This window comes from Stieleria sp., assembly GCF_041595215.1.
GTDB lineage: Bacteria > Planctomycetota > Planctomycetia > Pirellulales > Pirellulaceae > Stieleria > Stieleria magnilauensis.
The window spans coordinates 1-17,488 of the sequence record NZ_JBFHKV010000042.1 but is presented as its reverse complement, the minus strand read 5'-3'; the positions used below and the strand labels follow the sequence as shown (position 1 = coordinate 17,488).

General features: G+C 60.9%; 2 protein-coding genes. Both read right to left on the bottom strand.

Annotation, left to right across the window (positions count from 1 at the left end; all coding sequences use genetic code 11):
- Positions 1 to 8,130 (bottom strand): pre-peptidase C-terminal domain-containing protein (locus ABX749_RS03070; protein ID WP_372894705.1); only part of this gene is annotated, 8,130 nt, incomplete at its 3' end.
- A gap of 380 nt (positions 8,131 to 8,510) precedes the next feature.
- Positions 8,511 to 17,375 (bottom strand): tandem-95 repeat protein, encoded by an 8,865-nt coding sequence (locus tag ABX749_RS03065; protein ID WP_372894703.1) that lies wholly within the window; start codon positions 17,373 to 17,375, stop codon positions 8,511 to 8,513.
- Positions 17,376 to 17,488 lie beyond the last annotated feature (113 nt).

Sequence of the window (17,488 nt, the reverse complement as noted above, 5' to 3'; positions counted from 1 at the left end):
CGTGGTGTCGACGCGTGCCACGCCGGCCCCGAACGCGTGACTGGCCGGCGACGTTCCGCTAGCGCCGCGAATCACCGAGAATTGGGCGCCGAAATCACCGGGGTTGGGAGCCACACTGGTGACTCGCAAGTCTTCGCCGCCGATTCGAATGTTGAATCCACCGAACGATGGGAAGGGTGTTGCATCGAGAACGGACAGGGTATCGGAAACGTTCAGCACTTCGCTGAAGTTGCTGTGGTGTGCGGCCGCCGTGCCGTTGTCACCCCGCTGGTCCACCGTCAACTCGTTGGCGATCGTGTTGACAGTGTTGACGCGCATCTCTTCGTCTTGGATGCGGATCGTAAACGGTGCCGCGGGAAACGCACTCGCATTGAGGACCGGAATCGTCAACGTCGTGTCGTTGATCGCCGACGAAAGGAAATCACCGCCCGGCAGCGACAGGGTGCTGGTGGTAAACGACGTCACTTTTTCGAACACCGTCGCGGTGTCGGCGTGCGCTGCCGCAAAGGTTCCGTTGATACCTCGGGTCACCGTCCATGCATTGCCCACGGCCGAATCGACGCGGATCTCCTCGCTGCCGATTTGGATATTAAACGGGGCGGATGGGAATTCAGATGAGTCCTGGACCGTGATCAACGTCTGTGTCGCGTCGATATTAGTGGCGGGACTGGTGACGCCACCTTGGTCGACCACCATCGACAACGTGAAGGTCCCGCCGGATCCGGATCCGGTCGTGTTGATCGACTGCGTTTCGTTGACGCTCAGGTACGAGGGAGCGTCGGCCGCGATCGGATCGGTCGTTTGACGACCAAACAGGCCCGCGTCGGTGGTCAGGGTAAAGAAGCCGCCGTCGGGACCGGCGCCGGTGCTGAGCAATTGCGCCGCACCGCCGGATTCGAAGGCCAGGAATCCGTTTCCGGAGGTGTCAAAGGCGACGAGTTGGCCATCGGTCGTGACGGCGAACAGGACGTTCTGGTACGCCCCGCCTTCGACGTTTTGCGGACCGAGGGAGAGACCTTGGAATTCCAGGTTGGGCACGCCGATCGCGTTGGTCGCATCGACGCGATTGATCACGTCGCCGGTGAAGGGACTGATCTCCAAAAACTCGCCTGCGTCGGTCACACCGTACAGATTGCCGGTGCCGAAGAAGTTGGCAAACGACAGGCCGGTGACCCGTCCGACCAGCGGTCCGTTGGCGCCGTCACTGGCCGCGGTCGTCAACACCGAGCTGGTCGTGATCGCCGGCGTTCCCGGCGAACCGTTTCCGCGATTGTCATCGTTGCCGCTGTAAATCACCGCGGTGATCAGTTGGCTGGCGACCGGGTCGTTGTTGATCTCATCGACGATGGCTTGAGCCGAGGGTGCGCCGGTGATCGGTGGCCCGCCGGTTCCGCCCAGCGTCAACGTGATGGTGTTGCCGGCGACGTTGACGACGGCGTTGGTGTTGTTGGGACGGAACGGGTTGATGACCAGATCAAACGCACCGGCCAAGCCAGCGATCTTTGATTTGATCCGGATCGTCGTCTGGGGAGTCGGACCGTTGGCCGGAGGCGTACCGCGCACCGTCAGATTGTAGGTCTGGTAGGCAACGTCGGACGGTTGAATGTCGCCCTTGACCCCGTACGTATTGCGGGCATTGAACGTCAAGGTTGCGTCACCATCTTCGGTCGCAAGGTACAGCTTCGACGAGTTGTCCGATTCACGGACGGCATAATACACGTCGTAAATCGGCGTCGGCGCCGTGGCGGGGCCGGTGGTCCCGACACGTCGGAACGTCAGCGCGTCGACTTCGTCGGATGTCGTGAACTGGTCGGCGCGACGGACCCGCGAAATGTTGTCCTGGATCTGGTTGGAATACGACGACGTGTTCGGGGTGGGAGTCTGGCCGTTGATGTTGTCGTTGCCGACCAGCGTGATGTTGCCCGTTTCCGGATCGATGTTGACCAACGCACCGACGCTGGACGCGTTGTTGTTGAGTCGTTGATAGCCGTACATTCGGCCATCGGTTCGAATCACCACGTCTTGAACGTCATTGACACCGCCATTGAGCCCACCGCCGTCGGTGACACGCGTCAACCAACGCGAGCTTTGGAAGGGATCGACGGTGTAAAGGTGGTCGCTGTTGCGATTGCTGTTGTCGTTCTCCGGTTCATCCGTTGCGACGTACAACGCCACATCCTGAAGCGTGAACGGCCGCACGTTCATGCCGACGCCGGTCAACGTGTTGATGTCGAACAGGCCTTGCGGAGTCTCCGGTAGGATGTCGATTCCGCGTGACGAATAACCTTGGAATCCGAGGTGATCTTCGACGATTCGTGAAACCGAGTTGACCGGTTCGAGTCGGACCAGGCCGTTCCCCTGGTTGGCCGGATTGGCTTGGAAGACGCCGGTCAGCGCGGTCGGCAACAATCGATCGCTCATCACCGCGACAAAGAACTCGCCACCGGGTGTCAGGTGAATCGGACCGATGTAAGCGTCTTTGGTCCCCAAGGATCCACGGCTCAGATCGTCGATGCTGCCGTCGGCAGACGCGTTGCGATCGTCTTCGACGTTGGATTCTCGTCCGATAAAGACCAGATCACCGTCTTCGTTAAAGACCGCAACGGTGGTGTCCGCGCGGACCGCCTTGTCGGAATAATCCAGATCCAACACCACCGCAATAGTGCCGGCACTGTCGTTGACGCCGGGAATCACCTGAACGCCGGTTTGATCCAATCGGAAGCGATACCAATCCGCATCGGTTTCGCTGGAGAGATTTCCGGAGATGCCCAATGCCGCCAGGTCGGTTTCCAGCAGGTTGACCAGTTGTTGGGCCTGATCGAACGTCTGGTTGGCGTCATTGGTTTCGCCGGCTTCACCGATCAGCGGGCTGTGGGCGGGCAATCCGCGGACATCGATTCCCGTTTCGGCATTGCGAATGTCGGCGTAGCGGACCGTCGAACCGGGGAATTCCTGGACCTGGTCGAGCCGGATTTGCAACTGGTACTCGCCACGGCTTTCGCCGCGAAGCTGCGTGAGATCACCGAGCGCCGCGGGATTGCTGCGGACCCGAACGAAATAGGTGCCGGTCTGACCGGGCGTCCCGGGAAGGGTGTAACGGAAACCGGGATCACGGAAATTTTGGGTGTAGTGGTCGCCGCCGAGCAATGGGTTCTTGATCAGCGTGGCGGCGTTCAGGTTACCGGTGTCGGCCTCACCGGAGCGGACCGATCGGGCCAGTACGGTACCGGAGGAGTTGATGATTTCGACGACCGCGTCCAAGTTGGTGTCGGTGCGATCGATGTCGATCCAGACTTCCGTCCCCGCGGTTCCGTTAAAGCTGTAAACATCGACGTCGTCCGGGCTGGTCGGGCTGATGTAGCCTTTGACCACGAAACCGAGCCGACGGTTTTCGTCACCGCTTTTCTGGTCCGGAGCGATCACGCCCAGGTTCTGTGCGACGACGACGTTGCGGTTGACATCTCTGCCGTTGGTCAACGGGTTTTCCGCTTCGCGGACGATCGCCACGTTGCGGTCGTTGCTGAATTCATCGAACAGCAATCCACGCCATTGGCCGGCCGCCCCGGTCGTGGGATTGGCCGAGTTGTTGGTGTTGCTGTTGAGTGCACCGCTGGGTGTGAACCCGGCGCCGACCGAGTCGTCGGCGAGCGAGGTGAGCACCACCGGGTGTCCGGGGGTTCCCAACACATGGATGGTGCCGCCGATGCGATCGATGATCTCCTGCGGGCTTCCGGTGGCGGTGAAACCGGCCGAGCCGTTGGTCGCCTTGATGACCAGACTTTCCGAATTGCTGCTTTGCAGGGTCAATCCGCTGTAGGTGTGGTGATTGCCGACGATGACTTCGCCGGAGATCACGTGGACCATGTCGGTGTCTTCCCAGAAGGTCTCGGTCGTCAACAGCTCACCGCGGACCAGCATCCCGTTGATCGAGTTGCCGTCGAGTTCGTTGAGCCGCACCAACGGGCCTTTGTTGTCATCGAACTGGGAGTAGCGATCGATCGGCCCGGTCGTGCGTCCGGAGTCACGTTGGGTTTCCCAGCGCATCGCGTTGGCGTTGATGTTGATCGCCGGTCCGCTGTTGTCGATGATCGTGTTGTCCACGATGATCGGTTGGGCCCCGCGGACATAGATCGTGGCATCGCTGTGTCCGCCACGACCATTTCGCGATCCACCGCCACCGCCACCGGCGTTGGACTGCAGCGTGCTGTTGGCAATGCGGACTTCCGCTTGATGAATCTCGACCGCGTTGAAGGGGACGGCGCCGCCTTCGATCGGTGCCGAACCACCGCCGTAGGCGATCAATGCGTTGTCGATGCTACCGGAGGTCGATTGGCCGAAGTACAAACCGCCCCAATCCCCGGGTGCAGGCGAGGGGCCGCTGGTCGGATCGGAGTTGAACGACCCGCTTCCGCCGTAACGATCATCGGCGATGGAGGTGAAGATCACGGGGCGATTCAACGTGCCTTCGGCGATCAACGCGCCGGCGCCGCGTTCGGCCTCGATCCGTGATTGATCCAGTTTGACGACCACACCGGGATCGACGACCAGCCGACCGGCCGCACGCGCGACCAGTTGGCGCGCGGGGGTCAAGAATGGACCGCCGGCGGCACCGGAAATGATCAGGTTTTCGCTCAACACGTGTGTGATGTCGGTGTCGTCAAAACGCCCCGAAACGGTCAGTTTGTCGAGCGTGGAACCGAGCGACGTCTTGACCCGAATGAACAGACCATTGACCGCATTGTCGGCGAGGAAGTTGCCGCGGATGTCCGGTCCGATTCGGTCGTTCGAATCGTCGAACGCATCGGGGCTCGCCGAGATCGCCGGGCTCTTGGCATTGGTGATGCGGTTGAACGAAATCGTCGGTCGCGAGTCCGTGACGTAGATCGGCGCGAACGGCAACTCGTTGGCGTCGACAAAGACATTGCCACCGCCGTTGTCGATGTCGGCGTGGTTGACATAGTTCAGATAGATGCCATTGGCATCCAAATCGGCATCGGCGCGGAACACAATTCCGCCGAAGTCGCCGGGAGAGGTGCCCGGGCCGACGCCATCGGAATCGCCCCCGACCGAGTCATTGTGATAGGAACGGAATAGAACCGATTGTTCGGGAGTTCCCAGCACCTGAATCGACGAGTTGCTGCGGTCGAGGTTGCCCGACGACGTCCCGGCGTCCAGGTTCGCGCGACGCATTTTGAACAGAGCGCCGGCTTCGATCATCACGTTGACGCCCTGCGGCACCAGGAATTCCGCTCCATCATCGAGCGCGTTACCGGAGGTGTCCTGGCCGATCAGGTACGGGCGGTTGTCAAAGGCCGTCGCGATGTCGAGGTCGTCGCCGCCGTTGGCCAGAATCCGAATCGGATTGGGCGTGGCGATCAACGTGGGCGAACCCGCGATATTGAGGTTGTTGATGCCCGAGAATTGGACGATCCGTGTCGACACACTGACGTTGACCGACGCGCTCAGACGCCCCGCCGTTTTCGCGTTGTTGATCGCCGTTTGGATGGCGGCAGCCACATCGGCCGCGGTGTTGGCAGCGCTGATGTCGACCGGATTGGATCCTAACGTGCCAAAGCGGAACGTGGCCACATTGATGCCGTCATCAATAACGAAACGCTCGCCGTCGTTGATCGAATCGGCGCCGTCAAGTGGGACGACGATGCGGTTGCCCGCCTGCCGCAGGGCGGCTTGGGCCGTGTCAAAGGGGCTGGACAATCGCCCGTCGCCTTCCGGTCCGGGCGTCGTGTCACTCTGCTTGCCCACATAGATCGTCGTGTCCGGGTCGTTGGATTGGAACCAGAACGAATACACGCCGCCGGGGGTGCCGTCGGCATCTCCGTCAAACGCGGTGCCGTCGGCGTCGAGCAACACGCCGTCCTGTTCGGCCTGGAAGGACAGTTGCAAATCATACGCACCGTCGGTGGTGCCGCCGTATCCGGAATCGGGAACGTTCGGGTCGTAGTCGGTGTTACCGGTGCTGGTGATGCCGATCGAGTAGTTGCCCGCTTCGAGATGCAATTCCAGGAACGAGTCGGCGCCAAAATATTGGTCGTTGCGGGCGATCAACTGCCACTGGCCGTCGACTTCCTGGTAGAGCGACATCGCGGTGTTGAGCAGGCTGGGTGTGGCCAATCGCTCGGCAATCGTCTCGGCCCGCAGCTGTCCCGGCTGGGCCAACGTGAAGCCGTACATGTCGATGTCGGTCGAGTTCGGCGGCACGATCCGTTGCATGTGCACGACATCATGATCGCCGGGCAGGACATCGTTGGGGACGCCGCCGCCCATGTTGGATGGAATATCGTACGAGTGTCCCAGACCCAGCGAGTGACCGATCTCGTGGAACATCACCGTGGTGAAACCATCGCCGAAAAACCGGTTGGCCTGGTCGTAGATGGCACCGTTTGCCAGCGCAAAGCTGCCGCTGGCCAACCCGGCCACGCCGTCGTTGGGACCAAGTCCGGGACTGACCGCACGGAAGTCGCCTTTACCGATCATCAACTGATCGCCGCCGGGGGTGGTGGCGGGGGACTCAATGAACTCATAACCCGATAGCTGCGCGTAGATCTCGAAGATCTCGCGGATGATCTGTTTTTCCTTGGCGGTGATCAGGTTGATGTAGGGATCACCGTTGGTGTCGGTGCCGAGCGTGTCGGGGAAGTAGTAGTTGACCGTGCGAATGGCCGCGGGCACCGTCGGCTGTGTGCCCCGGGCGCCGATGTGGGCTTCCCGTTGAATTTGGCGGTGCCCCGGTTCGTCTTCGCTGCCAGCCCGCGGCGGAATCGGGATCGGTTGCCGACTGATATTGGACGTGATGCGCAGATCGGCCGACCCGAGCGTGCCGAGATCGGTGGCGCTGTCAAACGTCGAGTTGTCGTCGTCGGTCACAATCGGGCTGGCGGTCACCGCGGCGTTGAGCAGGTACGACCCCGTCGAACCATCAGCGCTGGTGATTTCAACGAAGTAATTGCCGGAGACTGCGACCGGGAAACTCAACAGGTTGTCCAAGTCCGGACCGGCGGTGACGTTGTCGAGTTCGACTTCGGTTCCGCCGGGGAACTGGAGCAAGCGCAGCCGGGTGTTCAGCCCCGCTGCCTGCGGCGAAACGTTGACCGTCAACGTGCTTCCGGCAGACAGTTGCAGACTGTACAGGTCGACGTCGGCCGCATTGTCGCTGACGCCGCCGGAGTCACCGAGGAATCCGTTTTGGGCGAACGCGTTGCTCGAATTCAGGCTCCCGACCTGGATGGCCGTCGAGGGGGCCGAGTTGTCGCCGCCGGACTGACCGATATCAAGCCGATAGTTGCCTTCGGGGATGGCTGACGCAAATTTCAACGTGACGCGATTGGCGTCCGAATCATAAGTGACCGTTTCGGCGAGCATCGTCGAATCATCGGCCGACGTCATCGAGCCCGACGTGTTGACCAGCCGATAATACGCGGGGTCGATGACCTGTGTCGGATCCAAGGGTTGGTCGTCGAAGTAGACGACGATCTCATCGGAAGCCTGGGACAGCGGGTTGTAGCTGATCGGTTGAGGAACGACCGCGACCACCTGGGCACCACGATCCAGGCGGAAGGTGGTGAATTCATCGACCCCGCCGTTGAACGCTTCACCGCTGAGGTTGGTGAGCACGTTGGCACCGGAACCGAACACTTGGATTTGGTAGGTGTCGTCGGGCAACGCCGCGGCCGGATCGGTCGAGTTGAACGATGCCGAACTGGAGGGCCGGAAAACGATGCGTTGCAGGTTGGTCGGGTCGGTATCACCGGGGGTTTCCAGACCGACATAGCCCATCGCGACGTCGACTTCGTTGCCATCGCCGAAGGTCCCATCGCCACCGCTGCGGACCAGCTTGACCGAATCGGTCGTGATCGTGCTTTCGTTGATATCCGCACCGGCCCGGAACTGCAGATTGAACTCGCTCGGAGCAACATTCAACGTGTCGCCGTTGCGGAGCAGGGCCCCCGAATCGGGACGGATCGCAATCAGCTCCGGTCCGGCCAGCAGACGCCGGTCTTCCAATTGCTGGACGAGGTTCCGGCGCGTTTGAAAACGCTTTTGAGCGCGCTGCCGATCGTGGCGTCGCTCGGCGAGGTTCCTGACACGGTTACCAAGGCTTCGAAAGCTCATCGGGGAATCCCAAAAATCAAAAATGATAAAACAAGGTGGCTCGACGAGTGCTTCATCGAGTGGTGTCAGCGCCGGGCCGCTGACAATAAATTCGGCTCAAATCCAGCAGGGAGTCTTCAGTCGCTCGGTAGGACCGAGCTCCAGTGTAGGGGCCTGGCGCGGCCGAAAGGGACGCGCCGGTGGCGGATTGAATTGCGGTGTTGTCGCGTCGGGGAATGCAAGCGAGCCGTCACGAGCGAGGCCTTGGGGGGTGCAAACGTTTAGTATAATAAGGGTTTATTGACCGACAAACGGCCGGCGATTGCGTTGGCGAAAACCACTTTGGCGGTTTCCACCGACCGCCGGCGACCGGGGGGCCGGCCGCACGGCATTCAGGGTTGTCAAAGTTCGAACGCGTCATCCAGCTCCGTCAACAAGTCGGCCATCGCGTGATCGATCGATTCGTCGCTGGGCGTTTCGACCAAGCTTTCGATCAGAATCGACCCTGCTTGCTGCGACGAAACCGGTTCGATGTTGATGCCGGCGGTCAGCAGGGCATCGGTCGAATCGGCGACCGTCGGCGTCTCTTGCTCTCGCTCGATCGACCGCTGGACGTTGGTCGTCGGCAGGAAGTCCGAGTTTGCCGTTGCAAAGGAAACGGTGCTGGATGCCGAAAGTTCTCGGCCAATCTGTTCGCCTTCGCCTTGACCTGCGTTTTGCCGCTGCGCGAGCGTGTTGATCACGAGCAAGGCATCGAAGGGGTTAACGAAACCGTTTCCGTCGACGTCGTAGAAGTCCGGCGGACCAGAGCCGATGTCGGCGACCGCGACTTGACCGGAACTCGGTGCCCGCCGTGACAGGAAGTTGATCACCCGCAGAGCATCGATCGGCGAGATGTTTCCATCGGCCGTCACGTCGGCTTCCATTCCCTGGATCGGGTTCTGGTATCGCGACTGTGACAGCGTCAGCGTCACGGTACGGAATTCGCTGAACCGCGGCGATCCGCTCGAGGGGGCATCGACGACGCGGTAGGTGAACGAGTCGACCGAGCCGACGTCGCCGGCGTTGCTGGTGTAGGTAAACGTTCCGTCGGCATTGAGGTTCAACGTTCCCAGCGTCGGTGGTGTGACCGTGGCCAGGTCGACCGAGATCGGATCACCATCGGCATCGCTGTCGTTTCGCAGCAAGCCGTTTGCCGGATTGAGCACGTTCAGGCTGGATCCGATCGCGACGTTGTAGTTGTCGGCGACGGCAACCGGCGCGTCCGGGACCGGATTGATCGTCAGAGTAAAGCTATCGCTGACGCGGAACGCAGAGTCACTCGCTTCGATTTCGATCGTGACTTCACCGAATTGATCCGCCTTCGGGGTGATGACGATTTGGTCTCCCTCGAAATCGATGGAGTTGATCAGCGGATGGGCAGCGATCTGAGCATCGGAGGGGCGAATGACCGAACCAAGCCTCGCGACGACGTAGGTCAACGTATCTCCATCGGGATCACTAAAGACACTCGTCAGTTCGCGACGGGTAACTTCATCTTCGTCTCCTTCGAGCGGATCGAGTGATCCGATGACCAGGGGCGAATCATTTTCGTTGATGATCGAAACGGTCACCTCTTGCTCGGTCGTCACGTTGCCGTCGAACGCCCGCACGGTCAATGCGACCGAGCCGAACGCGAAGGCCGGGCGAGTCAGCGTCAACGTGCTGCCCTGCAAATTCACCTGCACGATCGAAGGATTGCTGCTGGTGACCTGATAGGACAACGTGTCGTTTTCCGGATCCGTGAACCAGGTATCCAGGTCGTACACCGTGGACTGGGCATTCGGTTTGCTTTCGGCCAAGGAGATCGTTTCGACGGGTTCGTTTTGCGCGTCCTTTTGGCCGTCGACGCCTTGGAAAATCGGCGCGTCGTTTTCACCGCCCACATCGAGCGAGACCAAACCGGTCGATTCGGCACCCAGGTTATCGACAATGCGATAACGGAAGCCGTCCGGGCCGCTGTACAATCCCGGCGGGGTGTAGAGCAATTGTCCGTTGGTCTGCAACCGAACGATCCCACCGCGGTTTGTTGTCAGCGGGAACTGGTCCTCGGGCAGACTGATCGTTTGATTTTCCGGGGGATCGATCTCGTTCTGCGGACCGGGGCGGTCGTTGTCCAGAATGCCGACGATGGAACCGCCGCCATTGATCGCGATCACCAGGTTCTGATCTTCAACAGCGTTGAAGAAATCGTCGCCGGCGATCGGCGGGTCGTTGACCGCATTGATCGTGATCGACACGGTGCCCGGCTTGTCCGCGGCTTGGGCGATCAGGTTGCCGCCGGGGACATCCGCGACGACAAAGTTGAACACATCCGGGATGTCGCCGTTGTAATCGGTCGGCGGTGTGTAGCGGACGCTGCGTCCGTCGGGCAGGATTTCCAGGATCCCACCGAGTGCCGAGATCGAATCGCCCAAGTTCTGGCTGGAGACCGATTGGAAGATCAGCTGTTGGTTCAGCTCATTGTCCGGTCCGGCCGCGTAGAACGGATCGATCAGGTCTTCGGCGCGGAAGATCGTGATTTGGTCTTCGTCGATCGTCGCCGTGGTGATCACATCGGTTTCGGTCGCGAAGGGCTTGTCGTTGACCGGCAACACGTCGATCGTCACGGTGATCGCCGTATCGTTGACCAGTTGTTCCTCCGGATTGGACTTGATATCCGTCACCCGAGCCTGGAACGAGATACTTCCGTTGAAGTTTTCTTCGGGTCGGAAGGTGAAGGTCCCGTTGGCGGCCAGATCCAGCTCGCCGGCGAAGGTTCCGTCTTCGGTGAACAGGTCGCGGACCGTGGCGTCTTCGGGCAAGATCGACACGGGGTCGCCGTCACGATCAAACACGCCGACCAACAGTCCGTCATCCGATGGCACCGTCCCGGTCAAGTTGCCGTCGATATCCAGGGCTTGCAGGACCTGGCCTTCATCGACGGAGAAGCGTCGCGTGGTGGTGTTGGCATTGAGCTGCGGCGGCTCACCGTTGAGCAACAGCACCTGATAGTCTTCGACTTCACCGCTGAGTGACAGTCCGACCGGCGAGAGGTTTCCGGTTCGCGAGAATCGGAATCGCGCGGTGGTGTAGGTCGGGAACAGCGGTGCGGGCGACGAATCGGGAACGTACGTGTCAAAGGTGAACGATCGCGTTCCATCACCGGTCAGTGCGAGCGACGTTCGCGGCCGCGCGGTGTCCGGATCGGCACCCGGATCGAAGAAGGCGATCGCTTCACTTTCGCTCCAGTCGCCGTCGCCATCGTAGTCGATCCAACCTTGCAGGATGCCGCTGCCGGTGACCGTGAAGGTGATCGGCGTGACGACATTGGAGTTAAACACTCCGCTGGGGTTTTGATAACTGGAGAACGAAACGCCGTCTTCGTCATCACCGCTGATCACGATGCTGGTCGAGACGAAATCGATCGCCGCCGGCTCGACGGGACTTTCGGCGATCGCTGCGGCGATGGCTTGCAGGATCGAATCGACCGAATTCGGATCGGTCGGTTGGATCGCGTAGTGGTCTTCGTCGAAGCGTCCGTTCAGGTCAAATTCCAGCGTCGCGGTCCGGACACCGGTGTTGATCGTGATCGTATCGCCGTCACGTGTGGTCGGGTCCACGGTGGCGATGTTGACATTGACCGCCGTCGAGCCGTTGACCGTGGTCACCGAGAACAGGGTGCCGGTGGTCGAAACCCCCGTCAACGCGTCATCGCCGTCAGCTCCCACCGACGATTGTCCGTCGAGGTCGGCGTCGATGGTCGTCCCCAGGTACAACCCATCGGTCACCACGTGGCGAGCCCCGTCATTGACCAAGCGGGTCGGGTAGCGTCCGGGAATGTTGAGGACGGGGTCGGGTGCATCACCGTAATCCAGTCCGACCGTGGGCATCAAAATCGTGAACTGTGTCGTGTTGTCCGGCCGGTTGGCTTCCAACGCGTTGCCTTGGACGTCGCGAATCGCAGGCAGGAAGTAATTCGTCAGCGGCCCATCGATCAGCACGCTGTTCTCGACGAACAACGTCGCACCGCCGCGGTCCTGTGCGGCCAGGGTCGTGACCACGCCGTCGGGGCCTTGGTTGACCGAGTTGATCGCCGAAAGGATCGCTTGCTTGATGTCGAACGGGGTATCGGCCGGCGAGATACTGATCGGGATCGCACCACCGGGGACGCCGGTCAAAATCAGCGACGGAGCGGCGGTGACGTCGACCACGGTGCCGGGCAGGTCGCGAAGGGCCACGCGGGGCACCGGCGGACTGACCGTGTTGTCGAATTCCACCGCGGCACTCAGGTTCAATCCACGCGGATTGTTGGTGATCGCGGCGGCCAAGCTGTCCGAGACGGCTTGTTGGGTCGAACCGGGTTCAAACGGTACCGGCACGTTGCTGCCGATCACGCCGCCGCCGTTGTTGACCGATTCGAATTCATAGGTCACCGACAAGGCACCTTGGGTGATGGTGATTCGCTCTCCATCGCTGACGATCCCGCGGCGGCTGGTCAGTGACGTGTTGCTCACGTCCACGCGTGAAGTGGGAATCAACCCCAGCGAGATCGTGCCGCCGCCCTGGTTGTTGGCCGTCAATCCAACGGTGGATCCGTTGATCGCATTGACGACCGAGGTGGCAACGGTGTCTTGATCATCAAACCGCGAGAACAGGATTCGAACCGCGTTCGGATTGTTCAAGATGTTGTTGGAATCGAACTCGAAATTGATCGGTACGCCGGCGTTGTCCAAGATGATGAAGCTGTCACCATCATTGGGCGCGGTGAACGGAACCGACATCAACAGCGGTCCAAAGATCTGCAACGTTGAGGGTCCGGTCACGTCCGGTGATCCGATGACTTCCAGGCTGGTGCCGGAGACCGACAACAGCAATCCGGGCTGTCCCCCGATCTTGAGGATGCCGCCATTGATCGGATTGACGTCGTTGGACGACAAGCCCGGAATCGAACGGGCCTGGATCTCGCCGGCCGCGATCGCCGCCAACTCGTTGCCGGTGGTCAACCGGCTGATGTTGATCGGAATGTGGTTCTGATCGGACACACCGTCGTCGAAGATGTTGCCGTTTGTGTCTCGCTCGTCGGTGCGGTTGATCTCGAAGATGACCGGCGCACTGCCGTCGTTGGGCGTGAAGGTGATCAGATCGCCGTCGGCCGGTGTTCGGCTGACCCCGACCGGACGCAATTGCCCCGACGGAACCGTGGCCGAACCACTGGCGGGCAAGTCCAGATACACCGTGGTTCCGATGATCGTCGGCGTCAATTCCAAGGCCGAACTCAAAATCGCATTCTGAATGGCATTGGCGACCGCGTTGGCACCGAGCGGCAGCGTCGGCGGTCCGGGCAGTGGATCGATGTTGATGCCGATGAAACCGGGTGCCGGCGTCGGACGGGTGGAATCGATGAACTGGAATCCCTGCACAAACGAGCCGTTGCTGATCTCAAACGTTTCACCCGCTTGCACGCCGCCGACATCGGCTCCCGCCGAGGGGACTTGCAATCCGAGCGTCCGCGGTGCGGTCACCAATCCGCTGGTCGCAGCGTCGATCCGGGTGTTCCGTTCCGAGCCGATGATGACCCGTGGTCCATCCACCCGCACATCGACGTTCAGATTTGCCGATTGGGTCGCAATCGCCGCGGCGATGTTTGTGGCGATGGCGTTTCGGAACACATCCAGGTCTGCCGAATCGGTGGGAGTCGGCGTGGTCGGCAGAGTGACCGGGATGCTGCTCGGCAACGACGTGCCGTCCAGGTCAAATTCGAAGACGACGACCGGGTTCACACCGTCGTTGATGGTGAAGACACCGCCATCGATCAATCCGCCCTGATTGGTCCCTTCGATCGGCACCTCGACCGTCAAGGCCTCGGGCATCTGGATCACGAATCCGGATTCGAACTCGAACACCACCTTGCCGCCGTTGCTGTCGGTGATTTCGATCTGGTCACCGTCGTTGATCTGGTCGGCGGTCGGAGCAATCAGAACCGTGCGGTCCCGATTGTTCATCTCGATCCGGTACGCCCGTTGGTTGTTCCAGATCCCCGCCAGCGGCGTCAACGTGATGGTATTTTTCGTTTCGTCATAGTTGAAGGTGTAGTGAATGCCTTCGATCAACAGACGATCGTCTTCAAACAGCGTGACGTTCGCACCGCGGTCACGGATGCCCGGGATTTCGGCGACGACAATCGTGTTGTTGTCGATTCCCGAACCGGCGAACGGGTCGGAGGAATCGCCGGAGTCACGCAGTTGGATTCGGAATTGTTCGTAGACGCCGTCCTTCAAGTTGATGAAGCTGACGTTGGGGTCGGAGTCGATGCCTTCGGCGTCGTTGTCGCGAGGCGCTTCGGCGATCGCAATGGGTCCGACCAGGTCGGCCAGTTCGACCGAACCGCGGTCACCAAAGATCGACGAACCTTGACCGGTGTTGGGATACAGCGGGTTGTCGGCTCGTTTGACCCCGGTGACGTCGCGTCGGGGTGCCAGCACGTTGCTGATCGGCAATCCGATCGATTCACGCAAACTGGACAACGCACTTCGCTCACGCAGCGAATCGACGTTGCTGTCGATGACCGAGGAGAACGGTGCGGGCAGGAAGTTGTCGCCGCCCGGATTGACCAGGGTCACCGCATCGTCGACGTTCGTCAGATTGAAATCGTCCGTTCCGCCGTTGACGTTGCTGGGGCCTTTGTTGGCATCGGTGGTGTGCCCGACGATGACCAACGGTGCGTTGGTAAAGACGGGGGCTTCCGGTTCGTCGTGTTGGAACACGCTGCCGACGACCACGACTTCCATCGGTTTGACCTGTTGGTCGCCCCCGACGGCACTGAATCCGGGGCTGTGCGTTTCTTCCACGACCACGCTTTCGTGCAGGTTGAGCAGCACGTTGTTCAAGATCGCGGGGCTGGCACCGGCGGTCACCATGATCCCGGTCTCGTTGATCACCTGATCGATGTCGAATCCGGGTGCCGGATCGAGTCGCAAGCCGGCGGCGATCGCCTCGGGGCTGAGTTCGATCTTGGCGGCGTTCTCGACAAACACGTAGTTTTCCGTGGTTCCACTGCCGGCCGTCGTGCGGCGGTCGTGACCGTAACCGATCGTGTCTTGATCCAAGATGATCGTACTGTGGAAGTCGTGATCGACGGCATTGCCAATCCCATCGCGGTGGGTCATCAGCACGCCGTTTTCGAGCCCACGGCGGGTCGTGTTGACGATGCCTTGGTTGTCGCTTTCGTAACCGCCCAATGCGGTCGCACGAACACGCGCGATCGGTCCCGGGACAGACGTGTGGTCATTGTTGGGCAACGGGTGCGCGTTGATGCCGTAGTTCACCCGCGCGTTGCCTACGCGTGGTTCGATCGCGTCGCTGATCGCCCGCATGATGTCCGGCAAAAAGTCTTCGGCCTGGTTCGCATCGCCGACTTCGATCGCAACATTCCCCGGTTGCGGGGCACCGCCCAGCGGAACAAACTCGAACGTCCGTGCGTTGGTGACTCCGCCGACGATGAAGTTCGCCGGCAAGTCGGCAACCTGGGTGATCACGAACGTGGTGCCGATCACGTCCGAACCGACCATTCCGGTCGCGCGGCCCGTGTCGGCACTGATCACATGGGTACGCGGTGCGTACGTTTCCAGGTTGATCGTGTAGTCGCCCAGATCCGCCGTGGCACCGGTGCGACCGGAGATGGCGTTGGGATCGAAGTTCAGATTGCTGTCGGCGCTGATCGCGACGTAGTAAACGCCCTTCTTCGGTGCAAAGAAGTCGACGAAGGGGTCGCGTGAATTGACGACGTCTTGAACCAGCCCGCCGGCCAAACCGGTCGAGGCGGGATCCAGGTGGTCCGGCGCGGTCGCGGTCAGGCTGATCACCGACGAGTTGCCGCTTCCGCCATCGAAGGACTGGCGTTCACCCAGCTCATTAAAGATCTGAATCGCCGTGTTAGCGCCGCCGGCGACGGTGTCGATGTCGACGACCAAACGATCGCCGAGGCCCAGGTTGACGCGATAGAAGTCGACGTCGCCGCCAGGTCCCAGGGGTCCGACGTTGTCGCCCAACGTCGCGGTGCTGGTGTAGACGTTGCGGTGGCTCGGTCCGACCTTGGTGTCGATCGCATCGGCCATGATGTCGTTGGACTCATCATTGGCCTCCGGGAACAAACTCTCCAACCCGTCGGATCCGTAAATCGTGTTGTTGACGATTCGGGCAAAGGGTTGAACCGATTCGGCGACCGGAGCCTGCGTGGTGGTGAACGCGTTTTGGCTACCCCGGAAATAAACCTCGCTCGCACCCTGCAGGTAAACCGCCGCGCTGTCGAAGCTCATCGGCGTCTGCTGCAAGAACTCGAACGCCCGGTTTCGGCGGTACGGAGACGGCCCGATCGTCGGCGTGACCAGTTCAACCAATCCGTTGGTCACCAAGATACTGCCCTGGATCGACTGCATGATCGACGTGGCCAACTCGATCGACGAATACGAAACACGATCCACCGCGGCGGTTCGGTTGTAACCCGAGGCGGTGTCTTCGCGATAGTAGATCGGCACGTGGCCGTCGCGGACACCGTTACCGCCTTGGGTTCCCGAACCGGTCGGTGCCCCGATGCCATCGATTTCCTCGAATTCGAATGTGACTCGGGTGCCGCCGGCGTCGATGGTCAGCAAGGCGCCTTCGAGAATCGTTCGGTTGCCCGCTCCGGCGATGTTCGGATCCAGCGCGGCCAATTCAATCATGTCGAAGACATCCAGCACGAATGGTGCGGATTCGCCATCGACTTTGACACCGGAGTAACCGGCTTGATCGATGGTGTTGTTGGACACCACGATCCCCGGCGCCAAACCGCCGAGCACCGAATCGTTCAAGATCGGCAGATTCCGTACGTAACCCGGATAGGCATTTCCTACCGGCGGGTATTGCAGGAACGGATGGTTGCCGTCGATCAGCGGCAGGAAGGTCGGAGTACCGAAGGAGAAGTCGTTGTCGCGAACGTCTTCCGGATCGATGTCGCGGACGCCCGGTTCGGCCCAAACGCCGATCGCACGGACATCGCTAATTTTGTTCGAATCAATGATCACCTGACCTTGAGTCCGGACATAGTTCGAGTCGCCAAACCCGTTGTGCAGGATCGCGGGCAACAGCAGATGTCCGTCCGTATCGCGTGCCAAGGACGTGCCCAACGGCGGAGCATCGGCGACCGAGTCGATCGCAAGGAAACTGCCGCGGGCGCTCCCGGCCAGGGACAGACGGCCGTCGGTCATCGTCTCGTTGTCTTGCCCGGCGGCCGAGGAAGCCTCGATGTCGATCCCGGTTTGCTGGGTGATCGCGGTGCGGATCGCCTGGGCGACTTGTGCCGGTGAATCGCCTACCCCGT